18 protein-coding genes, 2 tRNA genes, 1 pseudogene and 1 riboswitch are annotated in these 18,997 nt (G+C 43.7%); of the genes and pseudogenes, 15 read left to right on the top strand and 6 right to left on the bottom strand.

Going from position 1 to position 18,997, the window contains the following annotated elements; all coding sequences use genetic code 11:
• Nucleotides 1-32: 32 nt before the first annotated feature.
• Nucleotides 33-770 carry a sulfite exporter TauE/SafE family protein gene (locus SC79_RS14900; protein ID WP_039075730.1) on the bottom strand — a complete coding sequence of 246 codons (738 nt, stop codon included), beginning with the start codon at nt 768-770 and terminating at the stop codon, nt 33-35.
• Between the two features lie 247 nt (nt 771-1,017).
• Between SC79_RS14900 and SC79_RS14895 the strand changes: the two genes are divergently transcribed.
• The 3 genes from SC79_RS14895 (at nt 1,018) to SC79_RS14885 (ending at nt 4,410) form a co-directional block, all read left to right on the top strand.
• Nucleotides 1,018-1,692: a GntR family transcriptional regulator gene (locus tag SC79_RS14895; protein WP_039075729.1), complete on the top strand. Its 675-nt coding sequence runs from the start codon at nt 1,018-1,020 to the stop codon at nt 1,690-1,692.
• A gap of 121 nt (nt 1,693-1,813) precedes the next feature.
• On the top strand, nt 1,814-3,076 hold the full coding sequence (locus tag SC79_RS14890; protein ID WP_039075728.1) for a glycoside hydrolase family 18 protein: 1,263 nt from the start codon (nt 1,814-1,816) through the stop codon (nt 3,074-3,076).
• 146 nt (nt 3,077-3,222) lie between these two features.
• Nucleotides 3,223-4,410, top strand: coding sequence for a macrolide family glycosyltransferase (locus tag SC79_RS14885; protein WP_039075727.1), 1,188 nt, complete (start codon nt 3,223-3,225; stop codon nt 4,408-4,410).
• 38 nt (nt 4,411-4,448) lie between these two features.
• Here SC79_RS14885 and SC79_RS14880 read toward each other — a convergent pair whose 3' ends face one another.
• The 4 genes from SC79_RS14880 to SC79_RS14865 all read right to left on the bottom strand — a co-directional run bounded on the left by SC79_RS14880 (nt 4,449) and on the right by SC79_RS14865 (nt 7,857).
• Nucleotides 4,449-5,156 carry a DUF4352 domain-containing protein gene (locus SC79_RS14880; RefSeq protein WP_039075726.1) on the bottom strand — a complete coding sequence of 236 codons (708 nt, stop codon included), beginning with the start codon at nt 5,154-5,156 and terminating at the stop codon, nt 4,449-4,451.
• A gap of 66 nt (nt 5,157-5,222) precedes the next feature.
• Nucleotides 5,223-6,611 carry an alkaline phosphatase gene (locus tag SC79_RS14875; protein ID WP_082022741.1) on the bottom strand — a complete coding sequence of 463 codons (1,389 nt, stop codon included), beginning with the start codon at nt 6,609-6,611 and terminating at the stop codon, nt 5,223-5,225.
• 258 nt (nt 6,612-6,869) lie between these two features.
• Complete coding sequence (locus SC79_RS14870; RefSeq protein WP_039075724.1) at nt 6,870-7,358, bottom strand: DUF4944 domain-containing protein; 489 nt, start codon at nt 7,356-7,358, stop codon at nt 6,870-6,872.
• A gap of 10 nt (nt 7,359-7,368) precedes the next feature.
• Complete coding sequence (locus SC79_RS14865) at nt 7,369-7,857, bottom strand: GNAT family N-acetyltransferase (protein ID WP_039075723.1); 489 nt, start codon at nt 7,855-7,857, stop codon at nt 7,369-7,371.
• Between the two features lie 72 nt (nt 7,858-7,929).
• Between SC79_RS14865 and SC79_RS14860 the strand changes: the two genes are divergently transcribed.
• Complete coding sequence (locus SC79_RS14860; RefSeq protein ID WP_039075722.1) at nt 7,930-8,907, top strand: HD domain-containing protein; 978 nt, start codon at nt 7,930-7,932, stop codon at nt 8,905-8,907.
• A gap of 158 nt (nt 8,908-9,065) precedes the next feature.
• Nucleotides 9,066-9,684: pseudogene (locus tag SC79_RS14855) on the top strand (YdhK family protein).
• Here SC79_RS14855 and pbuE read toward each other — a convergent pair.
• Nucleotides 9,674-10,864, bottom strand: coding sequence for a purine transporter PbuE (gene pbuE, locus SC79_RS14850; RefSeq protein WP_039075721.1), 1,191 nt, complete (start codon nt 10,862-10,864; stop codon nt 9,674-9,676). The pseudogene SC79_RS14855 and the gene pbuE sit on opposite strands and share 11 nt — an antisense overlap.
• Nucleotides 10,865-10,918: 54 nt before the next feature.
• Nucleotides 10,919-11,018: riboswitch (purine riboswitch) on the bottom strand.
• A 178-nt stretch (nt 11,019-11,196) separates the two neighbouring features.
• Here pbuE and SC79_RS14845 point away from each other — a divergent pair.
• The 10 genes from SC79_RS14845 (at nt 11,197) to SC79_RS14800 (ending at nt 18,991) form a co-directional block, all read left to right on the top strand.
• Entirely contained in the window at nt 11,197-11,508 is a 312-nt protein-coding gene (locus SC79_RS14845; RefSeq protein ID WP_039075720.1) for a PTS sugar transporter subunit IIB, read from the top strand.
• Nucleotides 11,508-11,840 carry a PTS lactose/cellobiose transporter subunit IIA gene (locus tag SC79_RS14840; RefSeq protein ID WP_039075719.1) on the top strand — a complete coding sequence of 111 codons (333 nt, stop codon included), beginning with the start codon at nt 11,508-11,510 and terminating at the stop codon, nt 11,838-11,840. Before SC79_RS14845 ends, SC79_RS14840 begins: the two co-directional genes overlap by 1 nt.
• An 18-nt stretch (nt 11,841-11,858) precedes the next feature.
• Complete coding sequence (gene celB, locus SC79_RS14835; RefSeq protein WP_039075718.1) at nt 11,859-13,187, top strand: PTS cellobiose transporter subunit IIC; 1,329 nt, start codon at nt 11,859-11,861, stop codon at nt 13,185-13,187.
• Nucleotides 13,188-13,204: 17 nt separating this feature from the next.
• Nucleotides 13,205-14,602 carry a glycoside hydrolase family 1 protein gene (locus tag SC79_RS14830; RefSeq protein WP_039075717.1) on the top strand — a complete coding sequence of 466 codons (1,398 nt, stop codon included), beginning with the start codon at nt 13,205-13,207 and terminating at the stop codon, nt 14,600-14,602.
• Between the two features lie 139 nt (nt 14,603-14,741).
• Nucleotides 14,742-15,455: a transcriptional regulator GmuR gene (gmuR, locus tag SC79_RS14825; RefSeq protein ID WP_039075716.1), complete on the top strand. Its 714-nt coding sequence runs from the start codon at nt 14,742-14,744 to the stop codon at nt 15,453-15,455.
• A gap of 28 nt (nt 15,456-15,483) precedes the next feature.
• On the top strand, nt 15,484-16,383 hold the full coding sequence (locus tag SC79_RS14820; RefSeq protein WP_039075715.1) for an ROK family protein: 900 nt from the start codon (nt 15,484-15,486) through the stop codon (nt 16,381-16,383).
• Nucleotides 16,380-17,327: a mannose-6-phosphate isomerase, class I gene (gene manA / locus SC79_RS14815; protein ID WP_039075714.1), complete on the top strand. Its 948-nt coding sequence runs from the start codon at nt 16,380-16,382 to the stop codon at nt 17,325-17,327. The genes SC79_RS14820 and manA overlap by 4 nt, the downstream gene beginning before the upstream one ends.
• Before the next feature lie 18 nt (nt 17,328-17,345).
• Nucleotides 17,346-18,434 (top strand): glycoside hydrolase family 26 protein, encoded by a 1,089-nt coding sequence (locus SC79_RS14810; protein WP_039075713.1) that lies wholly within the window; start codon nt 17,346-17,348, stop codon nt 18,432-18,434.
• 392 nt (nt 18,435-18,826) lie between these two features.
• Nucleotides 18,827-18,903 (top strand) — tRNA-Arg (locus SC79_RS14805).
• A 14-nt stretch (nt 18,904-18,917) separates the two neighbouring features.
• Nucleotides 18,918-18,991, top strand: a tRNA-Gly gene (locus tag SC79_RS14800).
• Nucleotides 18,992-18,997 lie beyond the last annotated feature (6 nt).

Genomic DNA, 18,997 nt, shown 5'->3' with positions numbered 1-18,997 from the left:
AACCTGACATGGCGTCAGGTTTTTTGTTTTAGTTAGAATAATAACAGCAGGCCCGCAATCGCAGGAGTCAAGAAGATGGCCGATTTCAGAACCACCTTTGGCATAAGGTTGGTGAATTTCGCGCCTACATAGGCACCGCACATCGTGCCGATCAAGACTTTCATCAGCAGTATATAATCGACATAACCTTCTGTGATGTATCCGATTCCTCCACCTACAGCGAGAGGAATGATCACAAGCATCGTCGTTCCGACAGAATGGCGGATGGACAGGTTCAGCATGATCATTAAACCGATTTGAATAAAAGGCGCCGACCCAATGCCGAAAGTGCCGGAAAGAACGCCGGAAACAATGCCTAAAATGATCGCTCTCGTATACGTTGAAAGGTGGCTCTGATTCATTTGAGCCTTCTCTTTTAAAAGAAACAATCTGATTAAAATGAGAATCGCTGATAAAAACAACATCCCAGCCGTCAAGTAGTGTAGCAAATCAGACGGAATAAAGGATGTCAGCTTGGCGCCGAAAAATGAGCCAACCGCAGCAAAGCATCCGACTGTTAAGCCGATTTTCATCTGAATGTTGCCTTCACGATAATGGCTGTACGCCCCTGATAAGCTGGTAAAAGCCATGCCGGCGAGAGAAGTGCCAAGAGCCGTATGAATCGGGATATGGAAAAGAAGAGTTAAAAGTGCAATGACAAAGCCTGCTCCTCCGGCACCAATAAAGCCTAAAATAATTCCCAAAAGAAACATAACTAGAATAATGAGCATATTTTTCCTCCATTGAAAAGATCTAAGAATGTAAGAGTGCGCTGTTTTGGCGGAGGTATGGCGGCTCATTGACGATGAAAAGCATGCCGGTTTTTCAGTTGCCAGTAGTCCGTCGACCGTCGTTCAGCAAACATATCGTACCTCAAATTCTGAGATCTGACAAGGCAGTTTGTTGCTTCCCATTACCATCTGTTATATGATTTTGATGAAGAAAAGCCCATGAATATATTCAAAAGAGGTATTATATATGGACGATTTTAAATTAGACAAACCGACTCCTTACTACCTGCAATTTTATAACCAGCTGAAAAAAATGATCTTCAACGGAACTTTTAAGCCGGGGGAACGGATCAACGAAACACAACTGGCGAAAAGCTTTGGTGTCAGCCGATCTCCGATAAGGGAAGCGATGCGGCTGCTTGAAAAAGACGGTTTGTTAAAAGCAGATGACCGAAATGGATTTTCTATTACATCGTTAACGGCAAAAGATGTAGATGAGATTTATAAAATCAGAATTCCGCTGGAGCAGCTGGCAGTTGAGCTAGTCATAGAAGAAGCGGATGAGGAAGAGCTTGCCATTCTTGAAAAACAGCTTGAAGAAACAGAAAAAGCCATTCACAGCGGAACAGAAGATACGGAAATCATCAGCTTAAACCAAAAATTTCATGAGCTCCTTGTCGATTTTAGCCATAACAGACATTTAAAAAATTTGCTTGAGCATGTCAATGATCTGATTCACTTTTGCAGAATCCTAAATTATACTGGCGACCACCGTGCAGAAACGATATTGAGTGAACACCGCAAGATATTTGAAGAAGTGAAAAAGAAAAATAAAGAAGCGGCCAAACAGTATGTGATGGCTCATTTCAACCATGACTGTGAGCATTTGAAACATGTGATTGGAGAAGGAAAAGAGAATTAATCTGCGTGATCCGGTACCAGGGGGAGCTTCTCCTTGGTTTTTTTGTGTTCACAAACATATAAAAGGGCTCCCGTTAATACCATTTTATGATGGATTTATTAACGAATAATGGGGGTTACACATGTTTATCCATATCGTCCGGCCTGGTGATTCTTTGTTTTCCATAGGCAGAAGATACGATGCTGCTGTTGATCAAATCCGGGGTGTGAACGGGTTAGAAGAAACGAATATCGTGCCCGGTCAGGCTCTGCTTATCCCTCTTTATGTGTATACGGTTCAGCCGGGAGACACGCTGACCGACATTGCGGCAAAAGCGTTTGTTCCGTTAGAGCGCCTGCGGGCCGCAAACCCGGGCATCAGCCCAAATGAATTGCAAGTCGGAGCAAAAATAACGATTCCTTCTATCTCAAATTACATTGCGGGAACGTTAAGTTTTTATGTGCTCCGAACCCCCGATCTCGATCGGGAATTAATTAATGACTTTGCCCCATACTCGTCTTCCATTTCGATTTTCGAATACCATTTTGCGCCTAACGGCGACATTGCAAATCAACTGAATGATGCGGCCGCAATCGAGACCACATGGCAAAGACGAGTGACGCCGCTTGCGACCATAACAAACCTTACATCAGATGGTTTCAGCACAGAACTCGTTCGCCAAGTCCTGAACAACCCGACAGCGAGAACCAATTTGGTCAACAATATTTATTACTTGGTCTCGACAAGAGGATATGGGGGTGTGACGATCGATTTTGAACAGGTAAGCGCCGCGGATCGTGATCTTTTCACTGGATTTTTGCGCCAGCTGAGAGATCGTCTTCAGGCGGGAGGGTATGTGCTGACGATAGCTGTTCCTGCAAAAACAAGCGATAATATTCCATGGCTGAGGGGCTATGATTACGGAGGGATCGGAGCAGTTGTCGATTATATGTTTATCATGGCTTATGATTGGCATCATGCCGGAAGTGAGCCGGGGCCTGTAGCGCCGATTACGGAGATCAGGAGTACCATTGAGTTTGCGATTGTGCAGGTGCCAAGCAGAAAAATCATCATTGGAGTTCCGCTCTACGGGTACGACTGGATCATCCCGTACCAGCCGGGCACTGTTGCTTCAGCCATTTCAAATCAAAATGCAATCGAAACAGCGATGAGGTACCAAACCCCGATCCAATATTCAGCCGAATACCAATCACCTTTTTTCCGATACCGTGATCAACATGGGCGGACGCATGAGGTATGGTTTGAAGATGTCAGAAGCATGAGCCAGAAAATGCTGATCGTCCGGGAATACGGACTGCAAGCCATAGGCGCTTGGCAGTTAACCTTGGGTTTCACGCCAGGCCCATGGCTTTTGCGGAAATTTTTTACGATCAGAAAGGTATGAAAAAGACACCAAAGCTTGGTGTCTTTTCAGGATTTAGTCCGGATACGTTTCATGAATCAATCATTTGTCCCTTGCGTGGCGTTGCGTTCCCATTTTACGATTAGTAGAGTCTGATCAAACACAGCGAGTGAGAGGGAGTAGTCAAAATGAAAACGGTATTGATTTTAAATTTTCCGGCGGAAGGCCATGTGAATCCAACCTTAGGCATCACAAAAGCATTTTCCGAGAAGGGATATGATGTCCATTATATTTCCACTGAAACATATAAAAAACGATTAGAAGCAGCGGGCGCAACTGTCCACCTTCACCGCGACCTGCTCCGAACAACACCTATTCAAATCGCTTCACCCAATGGAATTCTTGAGTTTCTTAAAATCCATATCAAAACCTCGCTGGACATTTTACATATCGTGAAAGACTTATCTAAAAGCATTCGATTTGATTTTGTTTATTTTGATAAATTCGGGGCGGGGGAATTGGTGAGGGATTTCTTAGATATTCCCGGAGTCTCTTCATCAGCATCCTTCCTGTTTGGCGAAGAGCATCTGAAAATCCTGCCGCTGCATCCGGAATCCGGAATCCCGCTTGAATTGGATCAAGAATGCGAAGACCTTTTGGCTCAAATGAAAGAAACGTACGGTGTTGCCCCGAAAAATCTGGTTCAATTCATGAACAATAAAGGGGAATTGAATGTCGTGTATACAAGCCGTTATTTTCAGCCTGAAAGCGATCGTTTCGGGGATGAATGTCTATTTATCGGTCCCAGCTTTCCAAAGAGAGCGGAAAAATCAGATTTCCCAATTGAACAGTTAAAAGATGAAAAGGTCATTTATATTTCAATGGGCACTGTTCTGGATCATACGGAGGAATTTTTCAACCTTTGTATAGATGCATTTTCTTGCTTTAACGGAAAAGTCGTTATCGCTGCCGGAGAAAAAGCGGATCTGGCCAAATTAAAGCAGGCGCCGGAAAACTTTATCATCGCCCCATATGTCCCTCAGCTGGAGGTTCTGGAGCATGCTGATGTTTTTATTACACACGGCGGAATGAACAGCGTAAATGAAGGCATCCATTTCAATGTGCCTTTGGTTGTATTGCCCCATGACAAGGATCAGCCAATGGTGGCGCAGCGTCTTTCTGAACTTCATGCAGGCTATGTCATCTCAAAAGAAGAAGTTGATGTGCAAAAATTAAAACAGGGCGTAGATGAGGTTTTGCATCACGATCAATATACGAAAGGGATCCAAAAAATCAATCAAAGCTTCCAAGAGTGCATGGACATGGATGAAGTGATAGAGCGGATGAATAAATTGATTCGTCAAAAAACCAAATAAGCAAAGAACTCCCGTCATTCAGGACGGGAGTTCGACATTTAAAACTCGATTTTAATCTTTTGAGCATCACTGATTTTCTGATGGTTGTGGTCAAAGACGTCACTTGTTGTGATTTCGATCCATTTGATCTCTTTTGCTTTTTTCTGATGAGACTCTTCATCATGGGCATGGCCGCTTGATGCGTTCACAATAAAACCAAGGTTTCCGGACTTCTCGGCTCCGGCTTCCAATTCCCCATTTAACTCTTCAAGATAAATGTCTTTGTTCCAATCAAAGGTTTCCCCTGTATTTGTTTTCATTAAGGCAATCGGCGCAACATTTACTTTCTTTGAAGATGTGTTCTTGATGTCAACGAAGACCTTAACGAAATCAAACTCCTCATCGTGTGTTAACACATGAAAATAATCAATCATGCTGTAGTCCGGACGCAAATGGATCAGCTTCATCTCTTTTACTGTTAACTCCACGTCGCCAATCTTGTAAGTTTGATTCACTTGCTTGATATCCTTTAAAACAGCTTTTCCTTTGTCATCAGAAAACGTTTGGCCCGCCTTCGTCAAAGATCGGTCATCGGTAACTTGGGAATTAGGCTGATACTCATCTCTGCTGTCTTTTTGAGATGATGTGCTCTGCGGAGCGGCTTTTACCTTTTGCTCATCGCCCGCATTTTGTTTTTCTGTATTGGCGTTTGACGAGCAGCCCGCAAGCATGACGATAAAAACAGCAATCGAAAGAATTCGTCTCATCATGATCCCTCCATTAAAAAGAGAGCCCGTCACTTTTATACAAGTAACGGGACACCTTGTATTCTATTACTTATCGTTAATCTTAATTTTGTATTGTAAAGCGTCGAAAACTTTTTTGGCGATTTCAGTATTATCAATTTGCCCTGCAAAATCCTCGCTAGACGGTCCGTACGCGTAGACGGGAACATCTTCACCAGTATGTCCGCTTGTCGTCCATCCAGTGTGGGAGCGTTTATTGAAAATCTCCTCGATCGCGTTATCGATTTCAAGCACTTCTTTCGTTTTTGCGGCTTTTTCAACAGATTGAATTTCTGATTTTGTTAAAGATAATTTCTTTTGGTCAATATACGTTTTTAATGTTTTTTCAACACCTGCGCCGTCAGCGATTTTTTCTGCCATAAAATCAGGTGTGCGTTTTGCGGCTTTAATAGGTTCGCTGAACCAGTTGTAGATGCCGTCCGCACCGATGGAATACCCGCCGGTTGAGTGGTCAGCCGTTGCGACAACCAATGTGTGCTTGTCTTTTTTGGCGAAATCAATAGCCGCCTTAAAAGCTTGTTCAAAGTCTTCCATCTCACTCATGGCGGCGACGATATCATTGTCATGTCCCGCCCAGTCAATCTGGCTGCCTTCCACCATGAGGAAGAAACCGTCTTTATTCTTGTTTAATTTGTTAATGGCGGTGTTTGTCATATCTTTTAATGAAGGAATATCCTTCGTGCGGTCAATCATTTTAGGCAGGCCGCCGTCAGCGAATAGGCCGAGAACTTGGCTGTCTTTATTTTTAAGCATGTTCTTGCGGTTATCCACATAGCTATATCCCGCTTTTTTGAATTCTTTGATCAAATTGCGGTCCTTTCGATCAAAATTGCTTTTTCCTCCGCCGAGAAGCACATCAATTTTGTGTTTGCCGTTTACCATTTCATCAAAATAGTCATCGGCAATCGAGTTCATGTTTTTCCGGCTGTGATTGTGGGAACCGAAAGAGGCCGGAGTGGCGTGTGTGATTTCTGAAGTGGCCACAAGTCCTGTTGATTTTCCTTTTTCTTTCGCTGCTTCAAGAACCGTCTTGACCTCTGACCCGTCGTTATCCACCGCAATCGCATTGTTATATGTTTTTACTCCAGCTGACATAGCCGTAGCCGCAGCTGCAGAATCTGTTACGTTTTGTTCTGGATCTTCAGGGTAAGTCGTTTGCTGGCCGACAAGGTATTGATCAAAAGCGGTAGGCTCTACAAACTTTGTCTTTTTATTATCCTTTAAATAACGATAAGCGGACGTATACGACACACCCATACCATCACCAATCAGAACGATCACATTCTTAATTTCGTCATGATTCCCCTTTTTCTTTTCCTTGGCGCTGGCTTCCGGCACACTGCCGCCGGCTAAGCTGCTGAACGCAATAGTTGATAAAAGCGCGATAGGCAGTAATTTCTTCGGGAATTTTTTCAACTGGATAACCTCCTAAAAATAGATGAATCTCAATGACAACCCCATTATATTTTTAAATTGTTAAGCGAATATGAATTGATTTTAAAGATTGGATTTACAAGAATAAGAGGGTCGCGGACAATGGGGCCCTTCCGACGGAGTGAGGACGAGCATATAAAAAGATCAGGCTGAATGCCTGCGGGGATAAGGGGGCAGAGAGACTTACCGGACAAGTTGCAAGCGGAAAGCAGGGACCTCTATGAGATTCCCCGCTTTTATTTAATGATTAAACAAGGTCTTTTCATTAAGGGAAAACTGACTCGCAGTAGCATGATTACCTTGCTTCCATATCACTTCAACCGTAATATCATGGCCTTCAAGCTCATGTTCATCTAACCGCTCTAAAAAAGAAACGGATGTCTCTTTTGCGCTTCCATCGCGGGAAGTGCCGCCGGAATAATCGCGCATGGGGATTTCAGTATGAGAACGTAACAGAACCTCATGATCTTTTTTCACAATCAGTGACTCGACATAAGTGTGGTCTGCTTGAGCCGTATCGCCTATCCAATAAAGATTGCCGCTGTATTCATTCGGTGCATCTTCATTTTTTGTGAAAACCGCTTCCCAATTCCGATCTTTGCTTTCTCCCTGCCAGTTCGGATACTCCAATCGCACATCATGAAACAGGTGATAGGAAAAAAAGATCAAGCAGAAAGCCACTAATAAAGATGCTGTGAAAATGAGAGGGTATTTATAATGACTGGACATAAAACAACTCCTATTCATTTAATAGAATTACCTTTGAAAAAAGAATTTCATCTCGAATGAAAATGCCGTTTTCAGCTTTCTTAGGAATCTCCGGCTTGAGTCGCCTCGCTTTTTCAACTGCATTCGGAAACAATGCGGTGAATTGATAGCCTCTCTTTTGATAAAACGCCATCGCATATACATTATCATTTGTTGTGATAAGCTTTATTCGTTGACAATGGGCAAGTTTAGCCGTCTCTTCAACCTGCTGCAGTAAAGCTGTGCCGATTCCTTTCTTTTCAATGATACTATCCAATGAAATGATTTCACAATCTTTTCCATCTATCGCGTATGTAATAAAACCGATGATTTGGCCATCCTCATCCAAAGCGGCATAGCCATCTATTTCATCACAGCGAAAAACGCCGCCAGAAATCACCATTTTGGGTGAACCCCAATGCTTGGCAAAAAAATCAGTCATCATATATTTCGGCAACTCATTGCTTGCGACAATCTGCATCGTAATCCTCCTTTTAGAAAATGTGCAATATACAATATATAACAATTAGAAAATAGATGTTGAGGTGACGGCATGAAAATCAACGATATCATGTATGGACAGCACCAAATAGACGGGGTGCTGGAAGAGCTTATCAAGAGCGCCCCGGTGCAAAGGTTAAAAGGAATCTATCAAGGCGGAGCAAGCTTTTTAGTCAATCGAAAGTGGGATGTGACACGGTATGAGCACTCTCTTGGCGTGATGCTTCTCATCAAAAAGCTGGGAGGAACGATAGAAGAGCAGATAGCGGGCCTGCTCCACGACGTATCACACACGGCTTTTTCCCATGTAGTGGATGTTGTCTTTGAAAATGAAGCGGAAGACTACCATGAAAATATCTTTCAACAAGTCATTGTTCACTCTGAGATTCCGGGGGTTTTAGAAAAACACGGTTATGATGCCGAAGAACTTTTAGCAGACAATACGAGATGGACATTGCTGGAACAGCCCGCACCAGAGCTCTGTGCTGATCGGACAGACTATACGCTGCGGGACATGTACCGATATGGACACATTAGTCTGCACGAAGCGCAAACCTTTTTGGATCATCTTATTGTGAGAAACGGAAGGATGTTTCCAGATCGTATTGAAGCCGCTGAATGGTTTGTCGGGGTATATTACAAGGAAGTAATTGATTTCTTTTTGAATCCCGTGAATGTATATGGCTATGAATACTTAGCACGAACGTTGAAGGCCGCGCTGCGTCACAATGTCATATCCGCGGATGATCTGCTGAAAACGGATCAAGAAGTACTCGACATCCTGCACGCATCCAAAAATGAAGAAGTGCTGAGCTTGCTTACACATATTCATCCCCGCGTTCAACTGAAAGAAGATGACACTCAGTACGATTTCCATCTAAAAAAGAAAATGCGCCTCATCGATCCATCTGTTTTTCATCATGGCAAATGGGTCAAATCCTCAGCTGTTTCTGAAAACATCAGAAAATGGGGCGAGTCCGCTTATCAAAAAGCGAAAAAAGGTGTGTATATAAAAATATTACATCACTAATAGCCGCGTAAAAGCGGCTTTTTTCATGTTTGGCTTTGCAAACAAGAGGGAATAGTACAAACTGCGGGAACGTTTTATGAGAATATCAGCGTATTTACATAATTCGGGGGTATAGTATCCTCGGGAGGAGCATGTTTGCTTGCAGATATGCGATTTTATTGTCTGAGGGCAAAAGTACAGCAAAAAATGAAGCAAAGGAGAATGAACATGATAGTCACTAAAAAAGCACTCGGAATTCTGATGTTATCTCTTATTTTTGTTTTATCAGCTTGCGGCAATAACAATAGTACGAAAGACAACACTCATGAAAATCATTCAGAATCGTCATCACATGAAGAGATGGAGCATTCCGGATCAGCTGACGTCCCAGAGGGATTACACGAATCTGAACATCCGAAATATAAAGTAGGAAGCCAAGTGGTCATTAATGCATCTCATATGAAAGGCATGAAAGGCGCCGAAGCTACAGTGACCGGCGCCTATGATACAACGGCGTATGTGGTCTCATACACTCCGACAAACGGGGGACAGCGGGTGGATCATCACAAATGGGTGATTCAAGAAGAGCTCAAAGACGCGGGAGATCAAACATTAAAACCCGGAGACCAGGTGATCTTAGAGGCTTCCCATATGAAAGGCATGAAGGGAGCAACAGCAGAGATCGAATCCGCCGATAAAACAACCGTGTACATGGTTGACTATACATCGACAACAAGCGGCGAAAAAGTGAAAAATCATAAATGGGTCACAGAAGACGAGCTCTCAGCTAAATCATAAAAAAAATCCTCCTGTTACAAGGAGATTTTTTTGCTGTCTGAACAGGTCTTGTTAAAGAAATCAAGGCAAACAGGACAGCGATAATGACAATCGATCCGCCGCACCAGGCCGTTGAGACAACAGTACCTGTCTGATCCAATACAATACCGCCAATGGCTGAGCCAAGGGCAATTCCGACTTGAAGGGCAGACGTATTAAAGCTTTGCTGAATATCAGACGAATCTGGCGCAATTTCAATTAAATAGCTTTGCTGAGCAGGCGCGAGACTCCAGCTCAGCAGTCCCCAAATCACCATGACAGGCAAAAAGAAAACCAAAGACGATGTTGACAGCGGCAGTAAGAACATAATGACGGCAAAGGAACCGGTCACCAGCAAAATGCTCTTAAACGAACCAAGCCGGTCAGAAAGCGCCCCCCCGAAAGGACCTCCACACACAGCAGATATCCCGAAAAGGAAATAACAAATGCTGACCCAGAAAGAGCTCAGGTGAAGAGTTTCTTCTAAAAACGGCGCAAAGTAGGCGTATAGCGTGTAGTGTCCGGCTAAAGTAAACATCGTGACAAGGTGTGAACTCGCGATTTTTAAATTGCCAATCGTCTTGAGCTGCTCCCGGAAAGGAATCATTTTCTCCGCTGGTATTCTTTCAAAGAAGATCGAAATAATCAGCATGGAAACCAGCGCCAACAGGCTAATGCCAAGGAATAAAATACGCCAGCCGAAGGAATCGCTGATTAAGATTCCGAGCGGCACGCCTAATGCGATAGCGGAACTGAATCCCATAAAAATGATGCCGATTGCGCGCGCTCTGTATTCAGGCGCTACAATTTTCGGAGCGATCGTTAAGGAAAGCACAACAATCAGCCCTGTACTCATCGCAGCCAATACCCGTGATACCATAAGCGTCGCAAAGTTAGGGCTAAAATAGGCGACAAGATTGCTAAGGAAGAAAACAAATAAGGCTATTAAATATAAACGCTTGCGCTCAATCTTCGCAGTCAATGCCAAAAGCAGCGGCCCTGACACTGCATATCCCAGCGCAAACACACTGATCAGCTGCCCGGCTGAGACAATGGAAATGTCTAAATCATTTGCGATCTGAGGAAGAATTCCTCCCACAATTAACTCAACCAATCCGACTGCAATCGTAGAAGCTGCAAGCAGGAAAACTTTAAAATTCATAACAAACTCCTTTACTGAAATGTTTTGACAAATAAAAAAATCCTGATTACAAAAAATGTCATAAACAAATTTTGTAATCAGGATTTTACGGTTCCTGGTAGACACCCTCAAACCATATTATTGAGGTTATACAAGTGATAATAGCTATATTGAATTGATTCGTTTCCGTTGATGAGTGTATCACATTATGAATGAATCTTCCATAGAAACATTTGCAAAGCGGTGAACTGGACGAGAATATGATTGTATTTATTTTATAAAAGTATAGACATTTAAAAATAAATGCCTATAATATCAATTGTAAGCGTTTTAATCACAAGGGGGGATAGAAGTTGAAAAAAATATTACTTGCGTGCAGTTCAGGAATGTCGACCAGTTTATTGGTGACAAAAATGAAGGAATACGCACAATCCATCGGAGAGGAAGCGGAGATTTGGGCAGTCGGGCAAGATAGAGCGAAAGAAGATATGAAAAAAGCGGATGCGGTATTGATCGGCCCGCAAATGAGCTTTCTGAAAAGCGAACTGCAAAAAGAAGCGGATCAATACAACATTCGGGTTGAAGTCATTGACATGATGGCCTATGGAATGGCAGATGGCAAAAAAGCGTATGAGCAAGCATTGTCATTAATGGAGAATCAATAATGGAACAGATGAAAATCACAGATTTAACAGACGAACAAATCAGTTTTCAGCTCATCCTGCACAGCGGCAATGCCAGAAGCTCCATCATACAATCACTGCGTGCCTACAAGGAAGGGAACAAGGAGGAGGCGGATGCCCTCATTACAAAGGCTGATCAGGATTTATCCGCGGCCCATGACATTCACTTTCAAATGATACAGAAAGAATCAGGCGGGGACGCGGCAGCATTCTCCTTGCTGCTTATGCATGCGGAGGATCACCTGATGTCAACATTGACCATGAAAGAATTAGTGAAAGAGCTGCTTGATCTCTTTCAAACAAAGAATCTATAAAAAATCGGGGTGGATAGGGTGTTCGAGAAAATCAGCCAATTCCTTGTTCCAATTGCAGGGAGGTTAAACAATAACCGCTATTTGCAAGTGCTGCGAGACGCGTTTATGCTGGCCTTCCCGCTGACGATATTCGGGTCCATTTTTGTGGTCTTGACGAACCTGCCGTTTTTAAACAAAATCATGAATGCCTCAATGCTTACATCGTTTCAGTCTCAATTCGGCATTGCCTCCACGGCGACTATGGGCATTATGTCTGTCTTTGTCGTATTCGGGATAGGCTATTACCTGTCAAAAAGCTATCAGGTCGAAGCCGTCTTCGGGGGCGCGATCGCTTTAGTTTCCTTTTTGCTTTTAACGCCATTTATCGTTCAGCCGGAAACAGGAGATGCCATTACAGGGGTTATTCCGGTCGACCGTCTCGGTGCAAAAGGGATGTTTCTGGGCATGATTACGGCTTTTCTTTCTGCCGAAATCTACAGAAGAATCGTTCAAAAAAACCTGACGATCAAAATGCCTGCCGGTGTTCCGCCTGCAGTAGCAAAGTCGTTCGCCGCACTTATTCCGGCCTTTATTACCTTGACCGTGTTTTTGCTGATTAACGTTCTGGTGACTCAGCTTTTTAAAACAAATATGCACGACGTCATTTATCATGCGATTCAGGCTCCGCTTGTCGGACTTGGAAGCGGTATCATTCCGACGCTGATTGCTGTGTTTTTCATTCAAATCCTTTGGTTTTTCGGCCTGCACGGACAGATCATTATCAATTCTGTGATGGACCCGATTTGGAATACACTGCAGGTAGAAAACCTTTCTGCTTACACGGCGGGAAAAGAAATCCCTCATATTATTTCAAAACCGTTTATGGAGATTTATACAGTAGGGATGGGCGGAACCGGGATGACGCTTGCGATCGTCTTTACCATACTCATATTCATGAAAAGCAGGCAGATGAAGCAAGTATCAAAACTCGGCCTGGCTCCCGGTATTTTTAATGTAAACGAACCGATTATATTCGGGCTTCCGATTGTCATGAATCCGATCATTATTGTGCCTTGGGTTTTGGCGCCGATGGTTGTTACGCTCGTCACCTATCTGGCCATGTCAGCCGGGCTCGTTCCGCCTCCGACTGGTGTTACGGTCCCATGGACGGTTCCATTATTCATTAATGGCATCATGGCAACGAACTCGATCATGGGGGGCGTGATGCAGCTTGTCAATCTGCTGATTGTCTTCGTGATTTGGTTTCCGTTCCTAAAAGCAATGGATAAATTACATCTTGCAAAAGAAAAAGAACAGGCTGTACAGGAAACAGCTGCCCAGCAAAATGATAACAGCATCAAAATGTGACATAAGGGGAGAGAGACTTGGCACAGACAAAACAATATCGTTTTCCACATGATTTTTGGTGGGGCTCATCCGCTTCAGCAACACAAACAGAGGGTGCCGCCGATCGAGACGGAAAAGGGCAGAATATATGGGATTATTGGTTTGAAAAAGAACCACATCGTTTTTTTAACCGTGTCGGACCTGCAACGACATCTCAATTTTACGATCATTATAAAGAAGATATCAGGCTGATGAAGGAGCTTGGCCACAACTCGTTCCGGATGTCAATTTCCTGGTCGCGTTTAATACCGGACGGAACAGGCGAAATCAACGCTGAAGCTGCAGATTTCTATGCGGGAGTCATCGATGAGCTGATCGCTAATGGAATAGAGCCTTTTGTCAATTTGTTTCATTTCGATATGCCGATGGAACTTCAAAAAAGTGGCGGCTGGGCAAACAGAGAAACCGTTGCCGCCTATGAAAACTATGCGAAGTCAAGCTTCCATTTGTATGGCGACCGGGTGAAAAATTGGTTCACGCATAATGAACCGATCGTTCCCGTAGAAGGCGGATACTTATATGATTTTCATTATCCAAACAAGGTCGATTTCAGAGAGGCTGTCCAGGTCGGGTTTCATACGATGCTATCAAGTGCCCGTGCCATTCGGGCTTACAGGGAAATGAAGCAAGACGGGAAAATTGGCATTATCTTAAATTTGACCCCTTCATACCCGAGAAGCGGCCATCCGGCGGATGTAAAAGCGGGGGAAATAGCGGACGCGTTTTTTAACAGATCCTTTTTAGACCCTTCTGTCAAAGGGGAATTCCCAAAAGGCCTGGTTGAGATTTTGAAGAGCGAAGGCTTTGTGCCCGACTATAAGAAAGAAGATCTTGAGGTTATCAAACACAATACGGTTGACCTGTTGGGCGTGAATTATTACCAGCCGAGACGTGTAAAAGCAAAAGAACATCTTCCGAATCCCGATGCGCCTTTCTTGCCGGACAGGTATTTTGATCCTTACGTCATGCCGGGGCGCAAAATGAATCCTCATCGCGGATGGGAGATTTACGAAAAAGGCGTTTATGATATTTTGATCAATCTAAAAGAAAACTACGGGAACATTGAGTGCTTTATATCGGAAAACGGCATGGGAGTCGAAGGTGAGGAACGCTTCAGGGACGAACAAGGCATCATTCAAGATGATTACCGGATCGAGTTTATAAAAGAGCACCTCAAATGGATTCACCGTGCCATACAGGAAGGATCAAACGTAAAAGGTTATCACTTATGGACGTTCATGGACAACTGGTCTTGGACAAATGCCTATAAAAACAGATACGGATTTGTATCAGTCAATCTCGAGAAAGACGGAGAAAGGACCGTCAAAGAGAGCGGAAAATGGTTCAAAAAGATTGCGGAGCAAAACGGTTTCTAGATTTACAGATCTTCCGGCAATCATCATGATGATGAGAGTTCACAGCAAAGCCGCAACATTGATGAAACAGGGAAAAGAACTTATGATATCCGTAATAGCTTATGTGATATCAAACTCTAATAGCTGCCGGAGGATACCAATGAATAAATACGAAATCATCGCAAATGAAATGAGAAATAGAATCAAAAATAACGTCTATCCGATCGATCAGCCGATTCCCGATGAAGTATCTCTTGCAAAAGAGTTCAACTCAAGCCGCATGACGATGAAAAGAGCCTTGGATAATTTGGTTGCTGAAGGGCTTCTGTTCAGAAAACGAGGCCATGGCACGTTTATTATTCAATCAGCGATACAGGATGACCATGTCCATGTGGTCAGCAATGAAATCCTCGGATTGACCAACTTGCTGAAAGATAAGGAAATCAAAAGCAAGGTCATTCAGTTCGAAGTGCAATTTCCCACAGAGGAAGTGGCCGCTCATTTGTCCATTGATCAGAAAACCCCGGTTTATTATGTCGTACGGCTGCGGATTGTAGAGGGAGAGCCCTATGTATTGGAAAAAACATTTATGCCGACTCATTTAATACCTGGCATTAATGATGATGTTCTTCATGACTCGGTCTACAACCATATCACAAACGGGCTGCAGCTGAAAATCGCCGGATCGCATCGGAAAATCAGGGCCTGTAAATCTGATCATATTGACCAGGAGCATCTGGGCTGTAAACAAGATGATCCAATTCTCGAAGTCGAACATGTGGGCTTCTTAGATAACGGCATTCCATTTGAGTATTCCTTTTCGCGTCATCGGCATGACAAGTTTGTCGTCACTTCGGTAAACATACGGCGCTGATCGCAAAGACAACAAGGAGGCCATCTGTATGCTTGGCGGTATTGAAGGAGGCGGCACAAAATTTGTTTGTGCCGTCGGCAAAGAAGATGGAACGATCATCGACCGAGTAGAGATCCCGACAACGATGCCGGATGAAACATTAGAGAAAGTGTTTCAATATTTTCGCCCATTCTCATTACAGGCCATCGGCATCGGTTCCTTTGGTCCCGTTGATACCAATAAAACCAGTGAAACATACGGAACCATTAGGGCCACGCCGAAAGACGGCTGGAGACACTATCCCTTTTTGCAAACCGTTAAGAATGTAATGAACATCCCAGTCGGTTTTAGTACGGATGTCAATGCTGCGGCGCTGGGTGAATTCCTTTTTGGTGAAGCGAGGGGTCTCAACAGCTGCATGTATATAACGATAGGCACTGGCATTGGGGCGGGCGCAATTGCAGAGGGCCGGCTCCTTCAGGGGCTGTCACATCCAGAGATGGGCCATATTTATATCCGGAGACACCCGGATGATGTATACCAAGGGATTTGTCCGTATCATAAGGATTGCTTTGAAGGCTTGGCATCCGGTCCCGCTATTGAAGCGCGCTGGGGGGAAAAAGCTGCTGATTTATCAGATATACCCCAAGTCTGGGAACTGGAAGGATACTATATTGCCCAAGCGCTGGTTCAATATATTTTGATCCTTGCGCCTGAAAAAATCATTCTTGGCGGCGGGGTCATGAACCAGCAGCAAGTGTTTCCTTATCTTTATCAATATGTGCCGAAAATCATGAACGGATACCTTTATTTTTCTGAATTATATGAAAATATAAACGAATATATTGCACCTCCATGTTTGGGCAGTAACGCCGGGATCATCGGCACGTTTGTTTTAGCGGCTCAGGCCTTACAGGATTCATTTGCAGCCGGGGAGGTGCAATCATGAAGCACCCTTTATTTTTGGAGCCTGTCTTTAAAGAAAGATTATGGGGAGGAACAAAGCTTCGTGACGTTTTCGGCTACGCGATCCCCTCGGAAAAAACAGGTGAGTGCTGGGCCGTCTCTGCACATGCCAATGGCTCATCGGCTGTTAAAAACGGCCCGCTGGCTGGAAAGACACTTGACCAAGTGTGGCAGGAACATCCGGAGATTTTCGGTTTTTCAGATGGAAAGGTGTTTCCGCTGCTTGTAAAGCTGCTGGACGCCAATATGGATCTTTCCGTGCAAGTCCATCCTCACGATGATTATGCAATAATGCATGAAAACGGCGATCTCGGGAAAACGGAGTGCTGGTATATTATTGATTGCAAAGATGACGCCGAACTGATTTTGGGCCACCACGCAAGTACAAAGGAAGTATTTAAACGGAGAATGGAAAGCGGCGATTGGAACGGACTGTTGAGACGCCTCAAAATCAAGCCGGGAGATTTCTTTTATGTCCCAAGCGGTACGCTCCACGCTTTGTGTGAGGGAACACTTGTCCTTGAAATTCAGCAAAACTCTGATACAACGTATCGCGTTTACGATTATGACCGCTGCGATGATAAAGGCCAAAAAAGAACGCTTCATATAGAAAAAGCCATGGAAGTCATAACGATACCGCATACCGATACAATCCATACACCGGCAGTCGAAGAAGTCGGTAATGCCCAAATCACCGTTTATGTACAAACGAATGAGTTCTCCGTGTACAAATGGAGGATTAAAGGCCGAGCTGTTTTTCCTTCTTATCAAACTTATTTGATGGGGAGTGTCCTGAAGGGATCAGGACGAATTGTCATGAATGATATTCAGTACGAGTGCAATACAGGCGCACACTTTATTTTGCCTGCGCATTTTGGCGAGTTTTCAATAGAAGGAACATGTGAAATGATGATATCTCATCCTTAATGAATGGAGGAGTTGCAATTGTTTAAGAAACATACGATCTGTCTGCTCCTGATCGTTTTACTTGCGTCTGCTGTTCTGGCAAGACCAATTGAAGCGCATACTGTGTATCCTGTGAATCCTCATGCACAGCAGACCACAAAAGCAGTGATGAATTGGCTTGCTCATCTGCCCAACCGAACAGAAAACAGAGTCCTTTCCGGGGCGTTTGGGGGTTACAGCCATGACACATTTTCTATGGCTGAGGCTGATAGAATCCGAAGTGCAGCAGGACAATCACCTGCTATTTATGGCTGTGATTATGCAAGAGGATGGCTTGAAACAGCAAAGATTGAAGATTCGATTGATGTCAGCTGTAACAGCGAGCTGCTATCATATTGGAAAAGCGGAGGAATCCCGCAAATCAGTTTGCATCTGGCGAATCCTGCTTTTCAGTCAGGGCATTTTAAAACACCGATTACAAACGATCAGTACAAAAACGTATTAGATTCTTCAACAGCGGAAGGGAAGCGGCTGAATGCCATGCTTAGCAAAATTGCTGACGGACTTCAAGAACTGGAGAACCAAGGCGTGCCTGTTCTGTTCAGGCCGCTGCATGAAATGAACGGTGAATGGTTTTGGTGGGGACTTACATCATACAATCAAAAGGATCAAGAAAGAATGTCCCTCTATAAACAGCTCTATAAAAAAATCTATCATTATATGACCGAGACAAGAGGTCTTGATCATTTGCTTTGGGTTTACTCTCCCGACGCCAACCGGGATTTTAACACCGACTTCTACCCGGGTGCGTCTTATGTAGATATTGTCGGGTTAGATGCATATTTCCAAGATGCCTATTCGATTAACGGATACGACCAGCTAATAGCGCTTAATAAACCATTTGCCTTTACTGAAAGCGGCCCGCAAATTGCAAACGGCACCTTTGATTACAGCCTGTTGATCAATGCAATAAAACATAAATATCCTAAAACCATTTACTTTCTGGCTTGGGATGATGAGTGGAGCCCGAGTGCAAACAAGGGCGCTTCAGCTTTATATAACGACAGCTGGACACTTAATAAGGGAGAGATATGGATCGGTAATTCTTTAACGCCTATTGTTGAATGATTAGGAAGTACACATTAAGAAGGTGCTCATGAATTTCTTGGGCATCTTCATACCCTGATCAGGCAATCATGTCGCTACTCGCTTATGTCTAATGGTAAGTGTACGATGCGATAAAGTATACACATGAAAAAATGTGAGAGAATGAAACAAAAAAATATACAAAAGGTGTTGACCTAATAAAATACACATGGTATATTATTAATCGTCGCTGATGAACAGCACACAACAACACGAAAAACAAAAAAGTTTTTCAAAGGTGTTTACAAGTTTTCAAAAACGTGTATAATAAGAAAGGTCGAATTGAGAAAAGGTTCGATTGCCGAAAAAAACGTTTTAAAAAACTTCTTGACTTCAACATCAAACGATAGTATGATAGTTAAGTCGCTTGATAAGCGCCCGTAGCTCAATTGGATAGAGCGTTTGACTACGGATCAAAAGGTTAGGGGTTCGACTCCTCTCGGGCGCGCCATTATAAAATACCACGCGGGTGTAGTTTAGTGGTAAAACCTCAGCCTTCCAAGCTGATGTCGTGAGTTCGATTCTCATCACCCGCTCCATTATTG

The organism is Bacillus sp. MSP13 (assembly GCF_000815295.1).
Taxonomy (GTDB): domain Bacteria; phylum Bacillota; class Bacilli; order Bacillales; family Bacillaceae; genus Bacillus; species Bacillus vallismortis.
The sequence above is the reverse complement of the archived record's forward strand: the minus strand, read 5'-3'. Positions and strand labels throughout refer to the sequence as shown.